General features: G+C 70.9%; 18 protein-coding genes. 15 read left to right on the top strand and 3 right to left on the bottom strand.

Annotated elements, in window-relative coordinates:
• Positions 1 to 2 precede the first annotated feature (2 nt).
• Entirely contained in the window at positions 3 to 509 is a 507-nt protein-coding gene (locus AC6JA9_RS31865) for a hypothetical protein (protein WP_223745215.1), read from the top strand.
• A gap of 79 nt (positions 510 to 588) precedes the next feature.
• The gene (locus tag AC6JA9_RS31860; protein WP_473567556.1) at positions 589 to 1,143 is read left to right on the top strand and encodes an FxsA family protein; all 555 of its coding nucleotides are present in this window, start codon (positions 589 to 591) and stop codon (positions 1,141 to 1,143) included.
• 9 nt (positions 1,144 to 1,152) lie between these two features.
• Here AC6JA9_RS31860 and AC6JA9_RS31855 read toward each other — a convergent pair whose 3' ends face one another.
• Positions 1,153 to 2,256 carry an acyltransferase family protein gene (locus AC6JA9_RS31855; RefSeq protein ID WP_473567554.1) on the bottom strand — a complete coding sequence of 368 codons (1,104 nt, stop codon included), beginning with the start codon at positions 2,254 to 2,256 and terminating at the stop codon, positions 1,153 to 1,155.
• A 119-nt stretch (positions 2,257 to 2,375) separates the two neighbouring features.
• On the opposite strand from AC6JA9_RS31855, the gene AC6JA9_RS31850 reads away from it, so the two are divergent.
• The 12 genes from AC6JA9_RS31850 to AC6JA9_RS31795 all read left to right on the top strand — a co-directional run bounded on the left by AC6JA9_RS31850 (position 2,376) and on the right by AC6JA9_RS31795 (position 15,497).
• The gene (locus tag AC6JA9_RS31850; RefSeq protein WP_267699925.1) at positions 2,376 to 3,206 is read left to right on the top strand and encodes a YfiM family protein; all 831 of its coding nucleotides are present in this window, start codon (positions 2,376 to 2,378) and stop codon (positions 3,204 to 3,206) included.
• Positions 3,207 to 3,431: 225 nt separating this feature from the next.
• Positions 3,432 to 4,532, top strand: coding sequence for a cytochrome-c peroxidase (locus tag AC6JA9_RS31845; protein WP_426745401.1), 1,101 nt, complete (start codon positions 3,432 to 3,434; stop codon positions 4,530 to 4,532).
• A gap of 19 nt (positions 4,533 to 4,551) precedes the next feature.
• Positions 4,552 to 4,950, top strand: coding sequence for a hypothetical protein (locus AC6JA9_RS31840; RefSeq protein WP_046715465.1), 399 nt, complete (start codon positions 4,552 to 4,554; stop codon positions 4,948 to 4,950).
• Positions 4,951 to 5,353: 403 nt separating this feature from the next.
• Positions 5,354 to 6,199, top strand: coding sequence for a c-type cytochrome (locus AC6JA9_RS31835; RefSeq protein ID WP_141323812.1), 846 nt, complete (start codon positions 5,354 to 5,356; stop codon positions 6,197 to 6,199).
• Positions 6,196 to 6,828 (top strand): respiratory nitrate reductase subunit gamma, encoded by a 633-nt coding sequence (locus AC6JA9_RS31830; RefSeq protein ID WP_223745220.1) that lies wholly within the window; start codon positions 6,196 to 6,198, stop codon positions 6,826 to 6,828. Before AC6JA9_RS31835 ends, AC6JA9_RS31830 begins: the two co-directional genes overlap by 4 nt.
• Positions 6,825 to 7,448 carry a cytochrome c3 family protein gene (locus tag AC6JA9_RS31825; RefSeq protein WP_223781856.1) on the top strand — a complete coding sequence of 208 codons (624 nt, stop codon included), beginning with the start codon at positions 6,825 to 6,827 and terminating at the stop codon, positions 7,446 to 7,448. Before AC6JA9_RS31830 ends, AC6JA9_RS31825 begins: the two co-directional genes overlap by 4 nt.
• Before the next feature lie 13 nt (positions 7,449 to 7,461).
• Positions 7,462 to 10,446 carry a TAT-variant-translocated molybdopterin oxidoreductase gene (locus AC6JA9_RS31820; RefSeq protein ID WP_223781857.1) on the top strand — a complete coding sequence of 995 codons (2,985 nt, stop codon included), beginning with the start codon at positions 7,462 to 7,464 and terminating at the stop codon, positions 10,444 to 10,446.
• Positions 10,443 to 11,927, top strand: a complete 1,485-nt coding sequence (gene nrfD / locus AC6JA9_RS31815) for an NrfD/PsrC family molybdoenzyme membrane anchor subunit (protein ID WP_223745223.1) — start codon at positions 10,443 to 10,445, stop codon at positions 11,925 to 11,927. Before AC6JA9_RS31820 ends, nrfD begins: the two co-directional genes overlap by 4 nt.
• Complete coding sequence (locus tag AC6JA9_RS31810) at positions 11,924 to 12,445, top strand: DUF3341 domain-containing protein (RefSeq protein WP_223745224.1); 522 nt, start codon at positions 11,924 to 11,926, stop codon at positions 12,443 to 12,445. Before nrfD ends, AC6JA9_RS31810 begins: the two co-directional genes overlap by 4 nt.
• Positions 12,442 to 13,014, top strand: coding sequence for a c-type cytochrome (locus AC6JA9_RS31805; protein WP_223745225.1), 573 nt, complete (start codon positions 12,442 to 12,444; stop codon positions 13,012 to 13,014). The genes AC6JA9_RS31810 and AC6JA9_RS31805 overlap by 4 nt, the downstream gene beginning before the upstream one ends.
• Entirely contained in the window at positions 13,011 to 14,207 is a 1,197-nt protein-coding gene (locus tag AC6JA9_RS31800) for a hypothetical protein (RefSeq protein ID WP_223745226.1), read from the top strand. Before AC6JA9_RS31805 ends, AC6JA9_RS31800 begins: the two co-directional genes overlap by 4 nt.
• Positions 14,208 to 14,393: 186 nt before the next feature.
• The gene (locus AC6JA9_RS31795; protein ID WP_408889544.1) at positions 14,394 to 15,497 is read left to right on the top strand and encodes an oxidoreductase; all 1,104 of its coding nucleotides are present in this window, start codon (positions 14,394 to 14,396) and stop codon (positions 15,495 to 15,497) included.
• A 232-nt stretch (positions 15,498 to 15,729) separates the two neighbouring features.
• Here AC6JA9_RS31795 and AC6JA9_RS31790 read toward each other — a convergent pair whose 3' ends face one another.
• A complete protein-coding gene (locus tag AC6JA9_RS31790) occupies positions 15,730 to 16,503 on the bottom strand; it encodes a hypothetical protein (protein WP_497958316.1) in 774 nt (257 codons plus the stop codon).
• Positions 16,504 to 16,676: 173 nt separating this feature from the next.
• On the opposite strand from AC6JA9_RS31790, the gene AC6JA9_RS31785 reads away from it, so the two are divergent.
• On the top strand, positions 16,677 to 17,963 hold the full coding sequence (locus AC6JA9_RS31785; RefSeq protein WP_267699933.1) for a YecA family protein: 1,287 nt from the start codon (positions 16,677 to 16,679) through the stop codon (positions 17,961 to 17,963).
• Positions 17,964 to 18,253: 290 nt separating this feature from the next.
• Here AC6JA9_RS31785 and AC6JA9_RS31780 read toward each other — a convergent pair whose 3' ends face one another.
• A complete protein-coding gene (locus tag AC6JA9_RS31780) occupies positions 18,254 to 18,868 on the bottom strand; it encodes a TetR/AcrR family transcriptional regulator (RefSeq protein ID WP_223745230.1) in 615 nt (204 codons plus the stop codon).
• Between the last annotated feature and the right edge of the window lie 121 nt (positions 18,869 to 18,989).

Genomic DNA, 18,989 nt, shown 5'->3' with positions numbered 1-18,989 from the left:
AGTTGCTCCTACAGACGAAGACGCCGGGCACGCCCTACGAGGCGGCGCGGGTGGATGGCCTCCTCTCCGAGCGGCGGGTGAGCGCCCGTCCGGACGGCAACCGGCTCTGGCATCTCGAGCACGGGGACGTGGAGGTGGGCGAGCTGCGCGAGGGCGGACGGGTGGTGGCCACCGAGCTGCACATCCCCTTGTCCGAGCGCACGGAGCTGGTCCGCGAGGTGGTGGCCGAGGCCGCTGGCATCGCCAGCGCGGCCGGCGCGCGGCTGGTGGACCCCCAGCTGGGGCGCTCGCTCGCGGCCACGGATGACCACGTGGTGGTGGACCAGTACCTGCGCACGGTCCGCTACGAGGGCTCCATGTCCGTGGGCTCCATGTCGTTCACCCCGGCCACGAGTGAGAGCTCGCGCGGCTTCCAGCCCGGCGCCAGGTTCTTCCTCATCGCCATCGGCGCCTTCTTCTTCCTGTACCTGCTGGTGGACTCGATGATTGGGAGCCTCGGCGGCAGGTAGACAGCGGGCGAGGGGAGGGGCGCCGCCCCTGCCGTCGGGTTGTCCAGCACGAGGGGCCGCTCGGCGTTAGGTTGGGGGCGTGTTCAAGTACTTCCTGCTCGCACTGATTCTCCCCTTCGTGGAGCTGTACCTGCTGGTCGCCATCGGCCGGGAGGTGGGTTTCCTTCCGACGCTCTCCGTCGTGCTCCTGACGGGGCTCGTGGGCTCCTGGCTCGCGCGCCGCGAGGGGAGCCGGGTGATGCGTCGGTGGCGCGACGCGCTCGCCATGCGGCAGGTGCCGGAGGAGGGCCTGTTCAGCGGCGCGCTGGTGATTCTCGGCGGCCTGCTCCTGCTGGTGCCGGGCTTCCTGACCGACGTGGTGGGCCTGTCGCTGCTCTTGCCTCCGGTGCGCCGGTTCGTCACGGCGCGCCTGCGCCGCGCGGTCGAGCGCCGCATGCGGGACGGCTCGTTCCAGGTCACCACCATTGGCGGCGTGGGGTTCCCCGGTCCGTTCCCGGGGGAGCCCAGGGGCGGCACGCCGTTCCCCGAGTCCTGGTCCGACACGGCGTCGAAGGGACCTCCCGGCCGCATCCGCTCCGGCGCGTCACGCGCGGAGGTGGACGCGGAGTTCACCGAGGACGAGCCCAGGCACTGAGGCCGGCGTTCAGGCCCGCGGGCTCATGCGCGTGCCGCTCAGGCTCGCGTTGAGCGTGGTGGAGCCGGCGCGCCACGGACGGGCCTGCTCCGTCAGCCAGCGGCCCAGCCACGCCACCACCGCGCACGTCACGAGCAGCGCCACGCCGATGCCCACCGCGGCGGGGACTCCGAGCCGGGGCCCGATGCGGCCCGCGAGACCCGCGATGTCCGCCCACCCGTACACCACCGGGAGGTGCAGCACGTAGATCCACAAGGACAGCCGCCCGAACGGCGCCAGCAGCTTGCTCAACCGGACGGGCGCGAGGTTGACGGCGCCCAGCACCAGGAGCCCCTGACCCACGCGGTACGCCACCAGCCACGCGCTCGCGGGCGTCCAGTCCGCGGTCGTCATCCGCGTCAGCCCGAGCATCCCCGCGCCGAGCGCCAGCAGCGCCAGGCCCTGCGGCCAGCCCGGACGCAGCAGGTGCAGCGCGTACGCCGCGAACGCACCCGCGAAGAAGTAGCCCGCCCACGGGAAGAAGGGGAAGCGGCTGCCCGCGGCGCTGCCCAGGAATTGCTGCACCGCGCCCGGCAGACCCACGCCCAGCTTCCACGCGGTGGCGCTCACCAGCGGGATGCCCACCGCGAGCACGAGCAGGACCAACGGCCGGCCGCCCTGCGCGGGCACGAGCGCGAGCAGCACCGAGCCCACCAGCAACGCGAAGCCGATGCACTGGAGCGCGTCGAAGGTGAGGACGTGCGACACCATCGCGTCCGTCCAGCCCATGTCCCGCACGGCGTGCCACCCGGGCCAGTGCAGGAAGTACCCCAGGAACAGCAGCAACAGCGAGCGGCGCACCCGACGCCCGAGCGTGTCTCGCGCGGCGTTGGGCCGGGTGCCCAGCGCGGCCACCACCGCCCAGCCGCTCACCAGCAGGAACAGGGGCGCGGTGACGCCGCGGAAGGCCCAGTAGTGCTGCACCCACGGCAGCAGGCGCGCCTCGGCCGAGAGCAGCGCGTCCAGCGTGTGTCCCAGCACCATCGCGAGGACCGCCAGACCGCGCGCCCCGTCGAGCCCGGGGTGCCGGTTCGATTGCTGCTGGAAGGTGAACGAGGGGCCGAGTCGGTTCACGCGACCCGGAGCATAGGACGATGTGCTGGACTCGTCTCGAAAACGCACCACCGGCGAGGTCATCCCCACACCCAGGGACAGGCCACCTGGACGGTCCGTGGGGTGCTACATCCCTGCTCATGAAGCTTTCCAACCGGAGCGGGTTCGCCCCCTGTCTCGTCGCGCTGCTGGCAAGCCCCGTCGCGAGCGCCGCGTCGGGGGATGACTGGCTGGGCCCGGACAAGCCCAAGCACTTCGCGGCCTGCTTCGTCCTCGCGGGCGTGGGCTACGGCGCGGGCGCGCTGCTCTTCGAGCCGCCCGAGGCGCGGCTCTGGACGGGCGCGGGGCTCGCGATGGGCGTGGGCGTGGGCAAGGAGCTGTACGACCTGGGGCGGGGCACCACCTTCTCGTTCAAGGACCTGGCCTGGGACGCCGCGGGGACGGCGACGGGCCTGGGCGTGTCGTGGCTCGTGGACCGGCTCCTCTTCGGCCCCACGCCCAGCCCCCAGGCGCGGGGCTCGCTACGGGCCGCTCCGCCCGTCGTGCTCCTCCTCGGGACGCGACGGGGACAAGAGGTCCTGGTCGGGACGCGCGCGGGCCTCGACGAGGCGCAGGAGGGGCTCTCGCTCCAGCAGCGGCTCCACCGTCATCAAGGCGCTGCCCTGCTCGGCGTGGCCCCCCGTGATGAGCACGGTGACCTTGCCGCGAGGACACTGGCGCAGGCAGCCGGTGGGCATGACGCGGACTTCATCGGCGAGCCCTCGGTCGGCGAGCGAGCGCTGGAGCCAGCGCGGCAGCTCGACGCCGCCCCCGCTGCGCGCGCCGCGCATCAGGCACTTGCGGCAGATGAGGACATCGACGTCCCGGTTCGCGTCTCCACCGTCTTCATCCCGCATCCATCCTCCGAGTCGTCGAGCCGGGGCGCTCCGGGCTTGCCACACCCGGTGGACGCCCCGCTGCGTGGGCGCTGAAGCGAAAGCGGCCCGTCAAAGCTGTCGCTCCCGGGAGGTAGCGGCCAGGGCGCGGCCTCGCACCCAGGGGCTCCTCGTCCGAGGAGCAGGGGAGCGGCGGAGCGCAGGCGTCTGACGGGCTGATGGACGCGGGAAGCGCGGGCGGGGTGCGTCACAAAGACGCGGGCCCCGGCCGGAGGCGGGGCTGATAGCGTGCCGGGCCGTCCACACCCCCTGGAGTGCGTCATGTCCCGAACCCGCTTCGTCACCCTGCTCACGCTGACCTCCCTGGGCGCGTTGTCGGGCTGTGAGCGCAAGCAGGAGCCCGTCGCGCCGCCCACGACGGCGAGCGCGCCGAAGCCGCCGGGCCCCAAGCCGATGACGCCCGAGCAGCTCTCGCACTTCTTCCGCCCGACGCCGCCGGCCAAGGACGCGAAACCTGTGCCCCAGGACACCGAGGCCCAGGTGGCGCTGGGCCGCATGCTCTTCTTCGAGCCCCGGCTGTCGAAGAACCACGACGTCTCCTGCAACACCTGCCACGGCCTGGACACCTACGGCGTGGACAACAAGGCGCTGTCGGATGGGCACCGCGGGCAGAAGGGCTCGCGCAACTCGCCCACCGTCTACAACGCGGCGGGCCACATCGCGCAGTTCTGGGACGGGCGCGCGGACACGCTGGAGGCGCAGGCGTCCGGCCCCATCCTGAACCCGGTGGAGATGGCCATGCCGGACGAGCGCCGCGTGGTGGCCACGCTCTCCTCCATGCCGGAGTACGTGACGCGCTTCCGTGACGCGTTCCCCGGCGACAAGAAGCCCGTGTCGCTGGCGAACGCGGCGCGCGCCATCGCGGCCTTCGAGCGGGGGTTGACCACGCCGTCGCGCTTCGACCAGTACCTCGCCGGCCAGCACTCGGCGCTGAGCGAGGCGGAGCAGCGCGGCCTGCACCTCTTCGTGGTGACGGGCTGCACCACGTGCCACAACGGCCCGGCGGTGGGCGGCACGTCGTTCCAGAAGCTGGGGCTCATCGAGGACTACCCGGGCCTGAAGGACGCGGGGCGCTTCGACGCGACGAAGAACGAGGACGACCGGGGCAAGTTCCGCGTGCCCACGCTGCGCAACGTGGAGCGCACCGGTCCGTACCTGCACGACGGCAGCGTGGAGGAGCTGCCGACGATGGTGCGGCTGATGGCGAAGCACCAGCTGGCGCGGACGCTGACGGACGCGGAGGTGGATGACCTGGTGGCCTTCCTCAAGAGCCTCACCGGGGAGCTGCCGCCGCGCGAGCACATCGCCGCGCCGCCCCTGCCGCCCAGCACGAAGAAGACTCCCGAGCCGGACCCTTCCTGAGCTAAACCCCGAGAGACCCATGGACCGAATGTTCTTCTATGCCCACTCCGGGCTCCGCTATCTGGTGTTGCTCGCGGGCGTGCTGGCCATCGCCTACTTCGCCTTCGGGCTCGCCACGAAGCGCCCGTTCGACAAGGGAGGCCGCATCCTCGGCTCCTCCTTCGCGGGCCTGCTGCACCTCCAGGTGCTGCTCGGCATCCTCGTGCTGGTGACGCGCTTCTACTACCCGGCGCTCATCGGCCACATCGTGATGATGGTGCTCGCGGCCGGCTCCGCGCAGGCGCTGCTCTCGGTGAATCGCCGGCGTCCCCAGCCGGGCTACGCGCTGCCGCTGGCGGGCGTGGGGCTCGCGGTGCTCTTCATCATCGGTGGCATCATGGCCATCGGCCGCGGCGTGTTCACCACCACCGCGATGTGATTTGTCGCTCCAGGCGGGTGGAGCCTCATGCTCCCCGCGTGGGCCCGGGCCTCGAGGCGTGTCTCGCCTCGGGGCCTTCGTGTTTCAGCAGGGCGGGGGCATGGACTCCATCTCGCGAGTGTCTCGCGGGGAGCCGAGCGCAAGGTTCGCCGCCGTGAGGCCCTCTTCGTCATGAAGTGCGCCGCGCGCGTGCTGGCGCGGGCACCGCGAGCCCTCTCGGGATGCCTGCTGGCAAACAGTGCGTCGGCGTGTGTCGCCGCGCGCAAATGCTGCGCACCGCTCGCTTGATTTCCGGAGCTTCGCGCCGCTGTGGGGCGTGGATCATCCTGGCCTTCGCGTTGCACTGACGTCGCCGCGTGCCGGGCAATGAGCCCGGCCTCCCCGCGAGGAGGGGCACGCAGCAATGCGGACACGTGAGCTGGGAGGACGGCCGCGTCAGGAGCGAACGCTCGTCCCCATCATTCCGCTCCTGGCCCTGTTGGCGGCGCCGGCCGCGCTGGCGCAGGGCGCCGCGCGCCAGGGCGCTCAGCTCTTCACCCAGCGGTGCGCCACGTGCCACTCGATGGGCGAGGGCGACCGGATTGGCCCCGACCTCCACGGCGTGCTGGAGCGCCGCGACGAGGCCTGGGTGACGCGCTTCATCAAGAGCCCCGGCGCGCTCATCGACTCGGGCGACCCGGTGGCCACCGAGCTGCTCGCGAAGTTCAACGGCGTGCGCATGCCGGACCAGGCGCTCTCCGACGCGGAGCGCGACAGCCTCTACGCCTTCATCCGCGACTGCACGCAGAAGGGGAAGGGCGGCTGCAAGCCCTCGCCCGCGGAGAAGATGGGCACGGACGCCACGCCGGAGGAGATTGCCCGGGGCCGCCGGCTCTTCGAGGGCGCGGAGTCGCTGAAGAACGGCGGCGCGGCCTGCATCGGCTGCCACGACGTGCGCGGGCTGGGCGTGGCGGGCGGCGGCACGCTGGGCCCCAACCTCACCTTCGCCTTCGCGCGGATGGGCGAGAAGGGCATGCGTCCGGCGCTGGCGAAGCTGGAGGGGCCGATGATGGGGCCGCTCTACGCGAAGGCGCCGCTCGACGAGGAGGAGCAGTACGCCCTCAAGGCGTACCTCGCGGACGTGTCCCGCGATGGCAGCCGTCCCCGGGGGGACCGTGACTTCTTCTACCTGGGGCTCGTCGGCATGGCCGCGGTCCTGGGCTTCATCGGAGTGATGTTCTCGGCTCCGTCCACGCGAGGTCAGTCGTGAGCGACGCGTTCCTCTTCAACGCCCTGCCGTACGCGGCGGCCGGGGTGGCCCTGGCGGGCACCATCTGGAGGGTCACCGCGCGCGAGCCCGCGCCGCCCACCACGCCCTGGACGTCCGCGGGGCGCGCGGTGCTGGCGGGGGTCGCCATCGTCGCGTTCTTCCATCTCTTGGGGCTGGCCGCGCCTCGCGCGATGCAGGCCTTCAACGCCTCTCCCGCGCGCCTGTTCACGCTGGAGTCGCTGCAGCTCATCGGCGCGATGCTGCTGGCCTGGGGGCTCGCGTCGCTGGGGCTTCGCAAGGCGAAGGCGGGGCAGTGGACGCCCGCGCTCACGCTGGGCCTGCTCTTCGCGCACGTGCTCACCGCCGTGTACATCGCGGTGGCGCTGCGCTGGGGCACCGCCTGGTACCTGCACATCGGTGTGCCGTACGTGCGCTCGCTGATGACGTTCCAGCCGGACGCGACGCGGATGCTCACGGCGCCGACCGTCTACCAGGTGCACGTGCTCCTGGGCTTCGTGCTGCTGGCGCTGGCGCCCTTCATCCGGATGAACCGCGCGACGGTGCCCCAGCGCGCGGAGGAGTCGGTGGAGCCGGGCCTGCTCGGCACGCCTCGGGAGGAGACGCCATGAGCCGCGCATCCATCCGCGGGCTCGGCCAGGCCGGCGCGCTCCTCGCGCTGGGACTGGGCGGGTGCAGCGGGCCGGTGAACAACCAGCAGGGCCACATGCCGGCGCAGCCGGTGGCCTTCTCGCACGCGGTCCACGCGGGCCAGTACGAGCTGGACTGTCAGTACTGCCACGTGGGCGCCGAGCAGAGCCGTCACGCGGGCGTGCCGTCCGCCAGCGTCTGCATGAACTGCCACACGCAGGTGAAGAAGGACTCGCCCGAAGTCCAGAAGGTGGCCGCCGCGGTGGCGGCCAACGCGCCCATCCAGTGGGTGCGCGTGCACCGGCTGCCGGACCACGCCTTCTTCAACCACGCCAGCCACGTCACCGCGGGCCTGAAGTGCCAGACCTGCCACGGCGCGGTGGAGCAGATGGTGCGCGTGGAGCAGGTGGAGCCCATGACGATGGGCTGGTGTCTGGACTGTCACCGCAAGACGGGCGCGCAAGGACTGACGGCGCCCATCGCTTCCGCGCCGCGCAAGGGGGAGCTGTTGGCCCTCATGTCCGGTGAGCCGCTTCCCGAGCCCTCGAAGACCCCTCGCACCCTCCAGCCGCCCTCGGACTGCTCGAGCTGCCACCGCTGAGGACCCCCGCGCCATGTCCGACAAACTTCCCCAGTACTGGCAGAGCCTGGCCGAGCGCGCGACGGATGCCTCGTGGCTCGACACGCAGCGCAACGAGTTCGCCGAGGAGCTTCCGGTGGGCGTCGCCGCCGCGCCTCCGGATGCGAGCAGCCGTCGTGACTTCTTCAAGATGATGGGCCTGAGCGCCGCGGCGGCCATGGTGGCCTGCCAGCGCGCGCCGGTGCAGAAGCTCATCCCCTACGTGTCGCGGCCGGACGAGGTGACGCCGGGCACGGCGCTCTGGTACGCGTCCACGTGCGACGCGTGCCCCGCGCGCTGCGGCCTGTTGCTCAAGACGCGCGACGGTCGCCCCATCAAGGTCGAGGGCAACGACGAGCACCCCGTGTCCCGCGGCGGCGTGTGCGCCGTGGGCCAGGCCTCCGTGCTCTCGCTCTACGACGCGAGCCGCGCCCGCTTCCCCTCGCGCGCCAGCAGCCGCGTGTCGTGGACGGACCTGGACGCCGAGGTGAAGAAGGGCCTCGCCAAGGCGACCGAGGACGGCAAGGCCATCCGGCTGGTGCTGCCCTGGGTGATGGGGTCCACGGCGGAGGCCGCGGTGTCGCGCTTCCTCGCCGCGCACCCGACGGCGCGCACGGTCCGCTACGAGCCCCTGGGCGAGCTGTCGGCGCTGGGCGATGCGTACCGCGTCACGCACGGTGCCCGCGTGGTGCCGGACTACCGCTTCGACAGGGCGAAGGTCATCGCCAGCTTCGGCGCGGACTTCCTGGGCACGTGGGTGTCGCCGGTGGCCTTCACGCGGCAGTACGCGGAGGCGCGCGACGCGGCCACGCGCAAGGCGATGGCGCGCCACTTCCAGGTGGAGCCGGTGATGACGCTCACCGGCGCGGCGGCGGACCGTCGCTTCGTGGTGGCGCCGTCCGACGTGACGCTGGCCCTGGGTGACGTGGTGCGCAGGCTCGCGGTGAAGGCGGGCCGCGAGGTGCCGGGGCTGAAGTCGCTGCCTGCCTCCAGGCTGGAGCCTGCCTCGCTGGATGAGCTGGCCGAGGCGCTGTGGGCCCACCGCACCGAGTCGCTGGTGGTGTGTGGTGGCGACGAGGTGGCGGGCCAGGTGCTGGCCGCGACGGCGAACGTGCTGCTCGGCAACGAGGGCACCACGGTGCTCCCCCGGGACGGCGTGGCGCTGGACGAGAAGGCGCTGTCGTACGGCGAGCTGCTCGCGGAGCTGGGGGCCGGGAGCGTGGGCGCGGCGTTCTTCCTCGGCGTCAACCCGGCGCACACCGACGCGCGCGGTGACGCGCTGGGGGCGCTGCTGAAGAACGTGCCCCTCACGGTGGCGCTGAATGACCGGCTGGATGAGACGGCGGTGCTGGCGCGACTGCACGCTCCGGCCTCCACGGCGCTGGAGGTGTGGGGCGACGCGGAGCCTCGTCGGGGTGTGGTGTCGCTGCGGCAGCCCGCGGTGTCGCCGCTGCACGACACGCGTGACGCGGTGGAGTCCCTGCTGACGTGGGCCGGCGCGGCCCAGGCCCACCACGACTTCCTGCGCGCGCGCTGGGAGGCGGAGGTCTTCCCGAGGGCCGGCGCGACAGGGACGGACTTCGCCCACTTCTGGGATGACTCGGTCCGCCGGGGTGTCGTGACGCTGTCGTCAGTGCCCGCGGCGCCGCTGACCTTCCGTGAGGAGGGCGTGGCGAAGGTGCTCGCCGGCGTGGCGCGTCCCTCGGTGGAGTGGGAGCTGGTGCTGTTCCCCTCGGTCGGTCTGCGCGACGGCGCGATGGCGAACAACGCGTGGCTCCACGAGGTACCGGACCCCATCACCAAGGCGACCTGGGGCAACCCCGCGCTCATCTCACCCGCGCGCGCCAAGGAACTGGGCCTGTCCGACGGCGACGTGGTGAAGGTGAGCGTGGGCGGCAGGTCGGTCTCGCTGCCCGTGCTGATTCAAGCCGGCACGCACCCCAGCGCGCTGGGGCTCGCGGTGGGCTACGGCCGCACGCGGGCCGGGCGCATCGGCGACGGAGTGGGGGAGCGCGTCTACTCGCTGGCCGCGGTGGTGGACGGGCGCGTGCGCCGCTCGGTGCCGGGGGCGACGGTGGCGGCCACGGGGGAGCGGCAGCAGCTGGCGCTCACCCAGACGCACTCGAGCCTGGAGGGGCGGCCTCACGTGCGCGAGGCGGAGCTGGCCGCGTTCCTGGCCAACCCGCGCGCGGGCAACGAGGGACACGGCGGCCACGGCGGTGGCAACGGCGGACACTCGCTCTCGATGTGGTCCGGCCACGAGTACAAGGGCCACCGCTGGGCGCTGGCGGTGGACCTGAGCGCGTGCACGGGGTGCTCGGCGTGCGTGGTGTCCTGCCAGGCGGAGAACAACATCCCCAGCGTGGGGCGCGACGAGGTGCTGCGCCAGCGCGAGATGCACTGGATGCGCATCGACCGGTACTACCAGGGCGACGCGGCGAATCCGCAGGTCGTGCACCAGCCGATGATGTGCCAGCACTGCGAGAACGCGCCGTGCGAGACGGTGTGCCCGGTGCTCGCGACGGTGCACTCGTCGGAGGGGCTCAACCAGCAGGTCTACAACCGCTGCGTCGGCACCCGCTACTGCGCCAACAACTGCCCCACCAAGGTGCGGCGCTTCAACTGGTTCGACTACCCGCACGACGAGCCCCTGGAGCGCATGGTGCTCAACCCGGACGTGGTGGTGCGCAGCCGCGGCGTCATGGAGAAGTGCTCCTTGTGCGTGCAGCGCATCCAGGAGGGCAAGGCGACGGCGAACCGCGAGGGCCGGCCACTCCGGGACGGCGACATCCAGACGGCTTGCCAGCAGAGCTGCCCGGCGAAGGCCATCCACTTCGGGGACCTGAATGACCCGGAGAGCCGGGTGGCGAAGCTGGCGAAGGACGGGCGGGCGTTCCGGTTGCTGGAGGAGCTGAACATCGGGCCGTCCATCACCTACCTCACGAAGATCCGGAACACCGGGTCGGGAAGCGGAACATGAGCAACCAGCATCTGTCCCCGCTGCGCGTGCCGCTGGTCAGCGAGTCGCGCACCCTGGGTCAGCTCACGGAGGAGATTTGCGCGCCCATGGAGCGCGCGCCCACGTGGAAGTGGTGGGCGGCGTTCGCCATCGCGGTGTCCGTCCTGGGGACCGGCGCGGGAATCGTGGCGTACCAGGTGGGCACGGGCATCGGCGTGTGGGGCTTGAACAAGACCATCGGCTGGGCGTTCGACATCACCAACTTCGTCTTCTGGGTGGGCATCGGCCACGCCGGCACGCTCATCTCCGCCATCCTCTTCCTCTTCCGGCAGAAGTGGCGCACCAGCATCAACCGCGCGGCGGAGGCGATGACCCTGTTCGCCGTCATGTGCGCGGCGCTCTTCCCCGTCATCCACATGGGACGGCCCTGGCTGGCCTTCTGGGTGCTGCCGTATCCGAATACGCGCGGCAGCCTGTGGGTGAACTTCCGCTCGCCGCTGCTCTGGGACGTGTTCGCCATCTCCACGTACTTCACCGTGTCGGCGGTGTTCTGGTACGTGGGCCTGATTCCGGACCTGGCCACGGTGCGCGACAGGCTGAAGGCGGGCGTGAAGAAGGCCGTCTTCAAGGTGCTGTCGCTGGGGTGGACGGGCTCGCACCGCACGTGGAGCCGCTACGAGACGGTGTACCTGCTGCTCGCGGGCCTGGCGACGCCGCTGGTGCTCAGCGTGCACACCATCGTGTCGATGGACTTCGCCACATCGGTGATTCCCGGCTGGCACACGACCATCTTCCCGCCGTACTTCGTGGCGGGCGCGGTGTTCAGCGGCTTCGCGATGGTGCTGACGCTGATGATCATCACCCGGGTGGTGCTGGGCTACGAGCACCTCATTACCATTCGCCACCTGGAGAACATGACCAAGGTCATCATCGTCACCGGTGGCCTCGTCTCGCTGGCGTACGCGACGGAGTTCTTCATCGCCTGGTACTCGGGCAACCCGTACGAGCGCTTCGCCTTCATGAACCGCGCCTTCGGCCCCTACGCCTGGGCCTACTGGATCATGGTGACGTGCAACGTGGTGTCGCCGCACCTGTTCTGGTTCAAGAAGATCCGCACCTCGCCCGCGGCCATCTTCGCGCTGTCCCTGGTCATCAACGTGGGCATGTGGTTCGAGCGCTTCGTCATCATCGTCACCAGCCTGCACCGCGACTTCCTGCCGAGCAGCTGGTCCATGTACACGCCGACGATGGTGGAGGTGGGGACCTTCATCGGGACCTTCGGCCTCTTCTTCACGCTGTTCCTGCTCTTCGTCCGCGTGCTGCCCATCATCTCGATTGGCGAGGTGAAGAGCGTGCTCGGCTTCGCCAGGAGCGAGCCCGGACACGGGGCGGCCCACCCTCCGTCGCGTCCCGCCGCCGCGCACGAGGCGCCGACGGAAGACACCTCGGGCCGGCACACGCCGCCGCTCGCCATCGCCACCCGGAAGGATGTCCCCGTATGAGTGCCCCGGTTCTCATCGGCTACTTCGAGAAGGAGGAGCAGGTCCTGGAGGCCACCCGCGCGGTGCGCGAGGCGGGCCATGACCTGCGGGACGTGTACACGCCGTACGCGGTGCACGGCCTGGATGACGCGATGGGGCTCAAGCCCAGTCGGCTCACGTGGGTGTGCTTCGGCGCGGGGCTGACGGGCGCCACGCTGGCGATGTCGCTCCAGCTCTACACCAGCGTGGTGAGCTGGCCGCTGAACGTGGGCGGCAAGCCCTTCAACTCGTTCCCCGCGTTCATCCCGGTGACGTTCGAGTTGACGGTGCTGTTCGCCGCGCTGACCACGGTGGCGGCGTTCCTCTTCAGGACGAAGCTGTTCCCGGGGAACAAGCGGCCGACGTTGCCTCGGGTGACGGATGACCGGTTCGCCATCGTCGTGGCGCCGCGTCAGACGCCGGAGTCGCTAGAGGCGGCGGAGGACTTGATGCGTCGCCACGGCGCGGTGGCCACGGATGTGAGGGAGGTGCCGTCGTGAAGCGGACCTGGGTGGGAGCGGCGACGCTGGGGGTGTTGTCCCTGGCGGGGTGCGAGCAGGACGAGACGCGCCCCAATTACGAGTACGCGCCGGACATGGTGTCCTCGGTGCCGTACGACAGCTTCGCGAGCAACCCGAACACGGCGGACGGCAAGACGCTGCTGACGCCGGCGAAGGGCACGGTGCCTCGCGGGCATGTGCCGCTGAAGCTGACGGCCGGGACGGAAGCGGCGGAGAAGGCGGGTCGCGAGCTGCGCAATCCGTATCCGGCGTCGCCGGAGGTGCTGGCGCGAGGGCAGACCGCGTTCCAGCGCTATTGCACGCCGTGCCACGGCTCGGGGGGATTGGGGGATGGGCCGGTGACGGCGCGCTTCCCGGTGCCGCCGTCGTTGCTGGCGGAGCACGCGATGGCGCTCCCGGACGGTCGCATCTTCCACATCATCACGCATGGGCAGGGCTTGATGCCGGCCCATGGTTCCCAGGTGGCGCCGGAGGACCGGTGGAAGCTGGTCCACTACCTCCGCTCGCTGCAGAACCCCGCGCGCACGGCGCGCAAGGAGACGCCATGAGCGCCCCCGTTCAGGCCCACGGCCCCGAGTCGCAGGGCGGCTTCGCCGTCTCGCCCGTCTTCCACCGCGCCGCGCAGGTGGCGGCGGGGGCGGGGTTGGGGGTGTTGGTGCTCGGCCTGGTGCAGGCCCGGGAGCGGGCGCTGACGAGCCTGCTGACCAATGGCTTCTATTTCCTGTGCCTCGGGTTGGGCGGCGCGGTGTTCCTGGCGCTGATGTACGTGGCGAACGCGGGGTGGTTCACCGTGTTCAAGCGCATCCCCGAGGCGTTCGCGTCGTACGTGCCCTGGGGCGCGGCGACGATGCTGGCGCTGTTGCCCTTCGCGACGACGCTGTACCCGTGGGCGAAGCCGGGGGTGATGGAGACGGACCACCTGCTGCATCAGAAGGAGGCGTTCCTCAACGTCCCGTTCTTCGCGATTCGCATGGCGGTGATGCTGGCGCTGTGGGTGGCCTTCACGTGGATGCTGCGGCGCAACTCGCTGCGGCAGGATGCTCAGCCTGGCGAGGCGCTCACGCGGCGCAACGTGACGGTGTCGGCGGTGTTTTTGGTGTTGTTCTCGCTGACCTTCTGCCTGGCGGCGTTCGACTGGTTGATGAGCCTGGAGCCGCACTGGTTCAGCACCATCTACGCGCTCTACAACGTGGCGGGGCTCTTGAGCTCCAGCGTTTGCGCCATCACGGTGGTGGCGGTGTTGTTGAACAGGGCGGGGGCGCTGCCGCAGCTCAACGCGAGTCACCTGCATGACTTGGGGAAGCTGATGTTCGGCTTCGCCACGCTGTGGGCGTACCTGTGGTTCTCGCAGTTCCTGCTCATCTGGTACGCGAACATCCCCGAGGAGACGGTGTACTTCATCGCGCGGATGCACGGTGGGTGGGAGGTGCCGTTCTACGCGAACGTGGTGTTGAACTGGGCGCTGCCGTTCGTGTTGCTCTTGCCGCGTCCGGCGAAGATGAACCCGTCGCATCTGCTGCGCGTCGCGGGGGTGTTGCTGGTGGGGCGCTGGTTGGATTTGTACCTGATGGTGGCGCCGGCGCATCAGCCTCACGGTCCGGTGCTGGGCCTGTATGAGCTGGCCGGGCTGGTGGGCGTGGCGGCGCTGTTCACGCTGGCCGTCACGCGCGCGGTGCGCACGTCGCCGATGTTGCCGGTGGGAGACCCGTACCTGGTGGAGAGCCTGCATCACCACACTTGATGGGCTGAGTGAATCAAGTCCGCGAACACGGCTCCCGGGGACTGGCCCCGCTCCTTCCGGAACCTTGGGGCCCGTGTGACCGCGGCGGCGAGGCCATCCGCTTCCTCCTCAGGCGGATGGCCTCGTTTTTTGTGGGTGACCTCTGCCCTGATGAGGGGCACATGATGTGCTTCAATCCCGGTCGCCATGAGTGAGCCCGCGCGTTCCCAGCCTCCGCTCCGCGTCGCCCTGTTGGGTTACGGCTTCGCGGGCAAGTCCTTCCATGCGCCGCTGCTTCGCACGGTGGAGGGGCTCTCGCTGCACGTCATCGCGTCCAGCCGGCCCGAGGCCGTCCATGCGGACCTTCCGGGCGTGACGGTGCTCCCCTCGGCCATCGAGGCGGCCACGCACCCGGACGTGGACCTGGTCGTGGTGGCCACACCGAACGAGCAACACGTCCCGCTCACCCAGGCGGCCCTGCGCGCGGGCAAACACGTGGTCGTCGACAAGCCGATGGCGGTGACGCTGGAGGAGACGCGCTCGCTCGCGGCGCTGGCGCATTCACAGGGGCGCCTGTTGTCCGCGTTCCACAACCGACGCTGGGACAGCGACTTCCTCGAACTGAGAGCGCTGCTCGCCGAAGGCACGCTGGGCCGGGTGACGCACGTCGAGTCCCGGTTCGATCGCTTCCGGCCCGAGGTGCGCCAGCGCTGGCGCGAGCAGCCCGTCCCCGGCGCGGGCATCTGGTTCGACCTGGGCCCGCACCTGGTGGACCAGGCGTTGCAGTTGTTCGGATTGCCGGACACCGTGAACGCCCTGCTGGCCATCCACCGTGACAACGCCACAGTGGATGACTGGTGTCAGGTGACGCTCCAGTACCCCCAGCGCCACGTCGTGCTCCAGGCGTCGATGCTCATCGCGGGAGGAATGCCTCGCTTCGCGGTGCACGGGACGAAGGGCTCCTGGCTCAAGCACGGCATGGACACCCAGGCCGACCGGCTCATCGCTGGCGAACTGCCGGGAGCGAAGGACTGGGGCGAGGATGTCTGGCCCGGGCGTCTCATCCTGGGGCCCACGGGCGCGTCACGAGGAACGACGGCTCCTCGGGGTGACTATCGCCAGTTCTACGCGGGCATTCGGGACGCCGTGCGTGGCACGGGCCTCAATCCGGTGACGCCCGCGCAGGCAGTGGCCGTGGCGGCCGTGCTGGAGGCGGGGGTCCTCTCGGCGCGGAACGGATGCGGGCAACGACTGTCTCTGACCGAGGCCGAGCGCTCCAACTTCAAGGCTGACCGCCCGGTGGGGCTCTGACCGCGGGCGTCTATCCGTAGTCGCTCGAAGGGAGGGGCGGTCCTCCCGGCGGACAGCGGGGCTCCGCGGGGTGCTCTCTCAGGACGAGCGCGCGTCACTGCTGCCTGCACTCACTGGCACGAGGTTCCGCTGCACGTCACTGCGAGCCCGGCCCCGCGGGACGGTTGTTGCCTGGACTCACGGCAACGTTCACCGGCCTCGATTGCGCTGTGGACGCCGTCCCCGTGTGAGGTCATTGCTGTACATCGCTCGGTGCTGCCTGCCCCTCCACGAACGCGCGCAGGTCCGCGATGAGGGCAGGGGCCTCGACTCGCCGCGCCGGAGCGAGCGTGCCGGAGGGCGCGTCCTGTTGACCCGGGAGTGAGCGGGGCGCGCCCCAGGTCCTGCCTCCGTCGCGCGTGGCATAGCTGAACCACAGCGTGCGTGGCGGCTCCTCCTGTCGCTCCAGCGACGCCGAGCCGATGAGCACGCCCCGTCCGCGCGAGTCGAGGTCCAGGTCATGCGGCGAGAGGTACTCGCCATTCCAGGTGGGCTGGTTCAGCTCGCGCGGAAAGGGGAGGGTGGCGCACGTCGAGGTGGCGAAGTCATTGCTCGTCACCACCACGGTGAACGACTGCCCTGGGTCTCCTATCTGCCGCTGGGTGACGACGACGAGCTTGCGGCCCTGGGCTGCGAGATAGAGCCCGACCTCGTTCTCCTCGTGTTGAGGCAGGACCGCGCGCCAGCCCTTCGGACCCTTGAGGAAGAGGACGGTTCCGCTCGCGGCCGCGGCGGCTTCGCTGGGCTCCCTCAGGTAGCGCAGTGTGCCGATGAGGAGGTCGTCCCGCGACTCGACGCCCTGGAGACCTGACTCGGCCGCGTCCTCGACGAGCTTCGCGGTGAGGGGGACCGTCTTCGCGCAGCCAGGCCCTGCCTTCGGCGTGGACCCGGGTTCCCGCGCCTGGCCCGAGGCCGCGAGGAGGACGACCGTCGATGCCACCGCGATGAACAGCCCCTGCTTCCCCATGTGTGTCACCTCACCGAGCATCAGAGAGGACCCGGCCCGGTGTTGTCGAGACGTCCAAGGTCCTGGCTCGGTTCCCGACAGGGCGTCGCCAGCAGGCTGCCCGGGGCGGGGGCCTCCTGCTACGGTGCGCGCGGATTCCACCGCTCGCCCCCGCGAGCCGAGAGGCGCAGCCCTTGAGTCAGAAGAAGCCCGGCCGAAACGACCCGTGTCCCTGTGGCAGTGGCAAGAAGTACAAGGTCTGCCACGCCAGTGAGGACCGCGCCCGCGCCGCGCCGCCTGTTGCCCCCACCTCGGGGCAGACCGCTGTCCGGAAGGAACTCGAAAACCCGGACGTGAGCTACCTGGCCGTCGCGCTGGACCGGTTCGGGAAGCTGCTCGCGGAGTGGGGGCCCGGGCCCGGGCTGCGCTTCGACGCGGAGGCGTTCGACAAGCACGTGGGCCAGGAGCTCGCGCGCATCTCCGAGGTGGAGACGCTGGACGCCAACCAGGCCCACCGGGAGCTGCTCGTGGGCACCGTGAAGGCCCTGGCGACGAAGTCGTTCCTGGACCGGCTCGCGGCCGTGCTGCGTGCGCGCAGCGAGGAGCCCGGACTCCCGGCCGAGGACCAGCGCGCGCTGCGCGCCTGCGCCGTCATCGCGGGCGCCTCGAAGGCGTCCAGCCGCCTGCGCCCCGAGAACAACCCCATCCTCGACGTGGTCTTCGACGTGCAGTTCCGCGAGTGGAGCACGCGCCACAAGGAGTGGCTGGCCAAGTACGAGCTGCTCGCGAGCGGGATGTCGGAGGGCTCGCTGTCGGAGGAGGCGCGCAAGGCGCTCCAGCAGGCCCGCGACGGCGACGTGGACGCGCTGGTGGACTACGTGAAGGAGGACCCCGGGCTCGCCGAGCGCATCGCCCGCGAGGCCAAGGAGCGCGCGGCGCGCGTGGAGGCGAAGCTGCGTGAGCCCTCGACTCCGCCCGTGTTCGCGCCCGAGGAGGAGCTCTGGCTCACCTGTGTCCTCTGGGAGCCGATGCAGGCCCTGAAGGGACTGCCGCAGGGGGCGGAGCCGGCGCAGCGCCGCGAGGCCGTGACGGCGCTGCTGCGCGGCGTGAAGGGCGCGCTGGACGAGGACTTCCTCGTGGGGATGCTGAACCGCATGCGCCAGAAGTCCCAGGACGCCGCGGTCGACGAGGCCCTGCGTGCCTTCTACGCGGACGCCGCCATCGCCTTCGAGGCCGAGCCCGCGCGCATGTCGCTGGCCGCGCTCCTCACCGCGAGGCAGGAGGCTCAAGGGCGCTCGGCGGAGGAGATGGTGGCGCTCGCGGACCTCAAGGCGCTCACCACCTGGACGCCCGAGAGCTTCGAGCCCTACCGGCAGCTGCTCCTCCGGATGAACCTGCCCGCGTCGGCCGAGCGCATCCAGCGCTGCCAGGAATGGCTGAAGACACACCCGGTGGCGCTGCGTGCCGCGACCCCGGAGTGACGCGCGGCTCCACCCCCGTGATGCCTCGAGCGTCGCGACCTTGAGTCAGGGTCGCGACAAGCGCTGAAGCGGCTTGGCGCCAGGGTGACCCCCGACGACGCAGCCGGTCGTCTCCCCGCGTTCGCGGAAGATACCGTCGCGTGCTCTCTTCCGCGGGCGTCAACTGCCCGGTCACAACGCCCCCGCTTCGTGAGGACGTTCTTCTCCAGGGCCTGCGAGTCCTTGGCGGACACGCGCTGTTCGTCCGGGAGAAGTGCCCGCGGTTCGTCAGCCTCCAGAGCCCGCGGCTCCTACTTCTTCGGGTCGCTCTTCTCCGCGACCCGCGAGTCCTCCGCCGACAGCATCGCCACGCGGCGGGCCGCCTTGAGCACCTCATCCGAGATGGGGCTGCCCGCCGTCGCCTTCGCCAGGGTCAGCGCGCCCACGCACAGCGCATACGTCGCCAGGGCCCGCTCCCGCGCGGTGGCGCGCTCGTCCGAGGACAGGTGCGGTGTGAAGCTCTCCACCGTCAGGTTCAGCTCCTCCGCCAGCGCCTGCTTCAGCTCCGCCTCGCCGCGCACCACGTCCGACAGCACGGCGGGCAGGGCACACGGCGGCACCGGCGCGTCCCGGTGGGCCCGCGAGAGGTAGCGGCGCACCAGGTGGTTGAGCCACTCGGCGCCCTTCAGGTCCTCCAGCCCCTGCGGCCAGTCCACCCGCTGGCGACTCATGATGCGCTGGAGCGACTCGATGAGCAGCGCCTGCTTCGAGCCGAAGTGCGCATAGAAGCCGCCCACCGTCAGCCCGGCCGCGCGCATCACGGTGTCCACACTCGTCGTCAGGAAGCCCTTCTGGCGGAACAGCCCTCCAGCGGCCTCCAGGATTCGCTCATGCGTGGACTGCTTCTGCTCCGGGGGATGCGGCATCCGACTCTCACCTCGCTGTACACCATTATACACGTCATGGGGTGCGCGCCGCCTCCCATCCAGCTCCGTCCGCTTCCTCGTCACCTCCGGGTTGCGACCATATTATGCTCATAATATTGTT

It is taken from the genome of Myxococcus sp. MH1 (assembly GCF_059738865.1).
The sequence above is the reverse complement of the archived record's forward strand: the minus strand, read 5'-3'. Positions and strand labels throughout refer to the sequence as shown.

Bases quoted from the DNA above. Each gene is read 5' to 3' on its own strand.
- AC6JA9_RS31835 (WP_141323812.1), top strand. From the start codon at position 5,354: ATGCGGACACGTGAGCTGGGAGGACGGCCGCGTCAGGAGCGAACGCTC.
- AC6JA9_RS31800 (WP_223745226.1), top strand. From the start codon at position 13,011: ATGAGCGCCCCCGTTCAGGCCCACGGCCCCGAGTCGCAGGGCGGCTTC.
- AC6JA9_RS31820 (WP_223781857.1), top strand. From the start codon at position 7,462: ATGTCCGACAAACTTCCCCAGTACTGGCAGAGCCTGGCCGAGCGCGCG.
- AC6JA9_RS31780 (WP_223745230.1), bottom strand. From the start codon at position 18,868: ATGCCGCATCCCCCGGAGCAGAAGCAGTCCACGCATGAGCGAATCCTG.
- AC6JA9_RS31845 (WP_426745401.1), top strand. From the start codon at position 3,432: ATGTCCCGAACCCGCTTCGTCACCCTGCTCACGCTGACCTCCCTGGGC.
- nrfD (WP_223745223.1), top strand. From the start codon at position 10,443: ATGAGCAACCAGCATCTGTCCCCGCTGCGCGTGCCGCTGGTCAGCGAG.
- AC6JA9_RS31810 (WP_223745224.1), top strand. From the start codon at position 11,924: ATGAGTGCCCCGGTTCTCATCGGCTACTTCGAGAAGGAGGAGCAGGTC.
- AC6JA9_RS31850 (WP_267699925.1), top strand. From the start codon at position 2,376: ATGAAGCTTTCCAACCGGAGCGGGTTCGCCCCCTGTCTCGTCGCGCTG.
- AC6JA9_RS31825 (WP_223781856.1), top strand. From the start codon at position 6,825: ATGAGCCGCGCATCCATCCGCGGGCTCGGCCAGGCCGGCGCGCTCCTC.
- AC6JA9_RS31840 (WP_046715465.1), top strand. From the start codon at position 4,552: ATGGACCGAATGTTCTTCTATGCCCACTCCGGGCTCCGCTATCTGGTG.
- AC6JA9_RS31790 (WP_497958316.1), bottom strand. From the start codon at position 16,503: ATGGGGAAGCAGGGGCTGTTCATCGCGGTGGCATCGACGGTCGTCCTC.
- AC6JA9_RS31795 (WP_408889544.1), top strand. From the start codon at position 14,394: ATGAGTGAGCCCGCGCGTTCCCAGCCTCCGCTCCGCGTCGCCCTGTTG.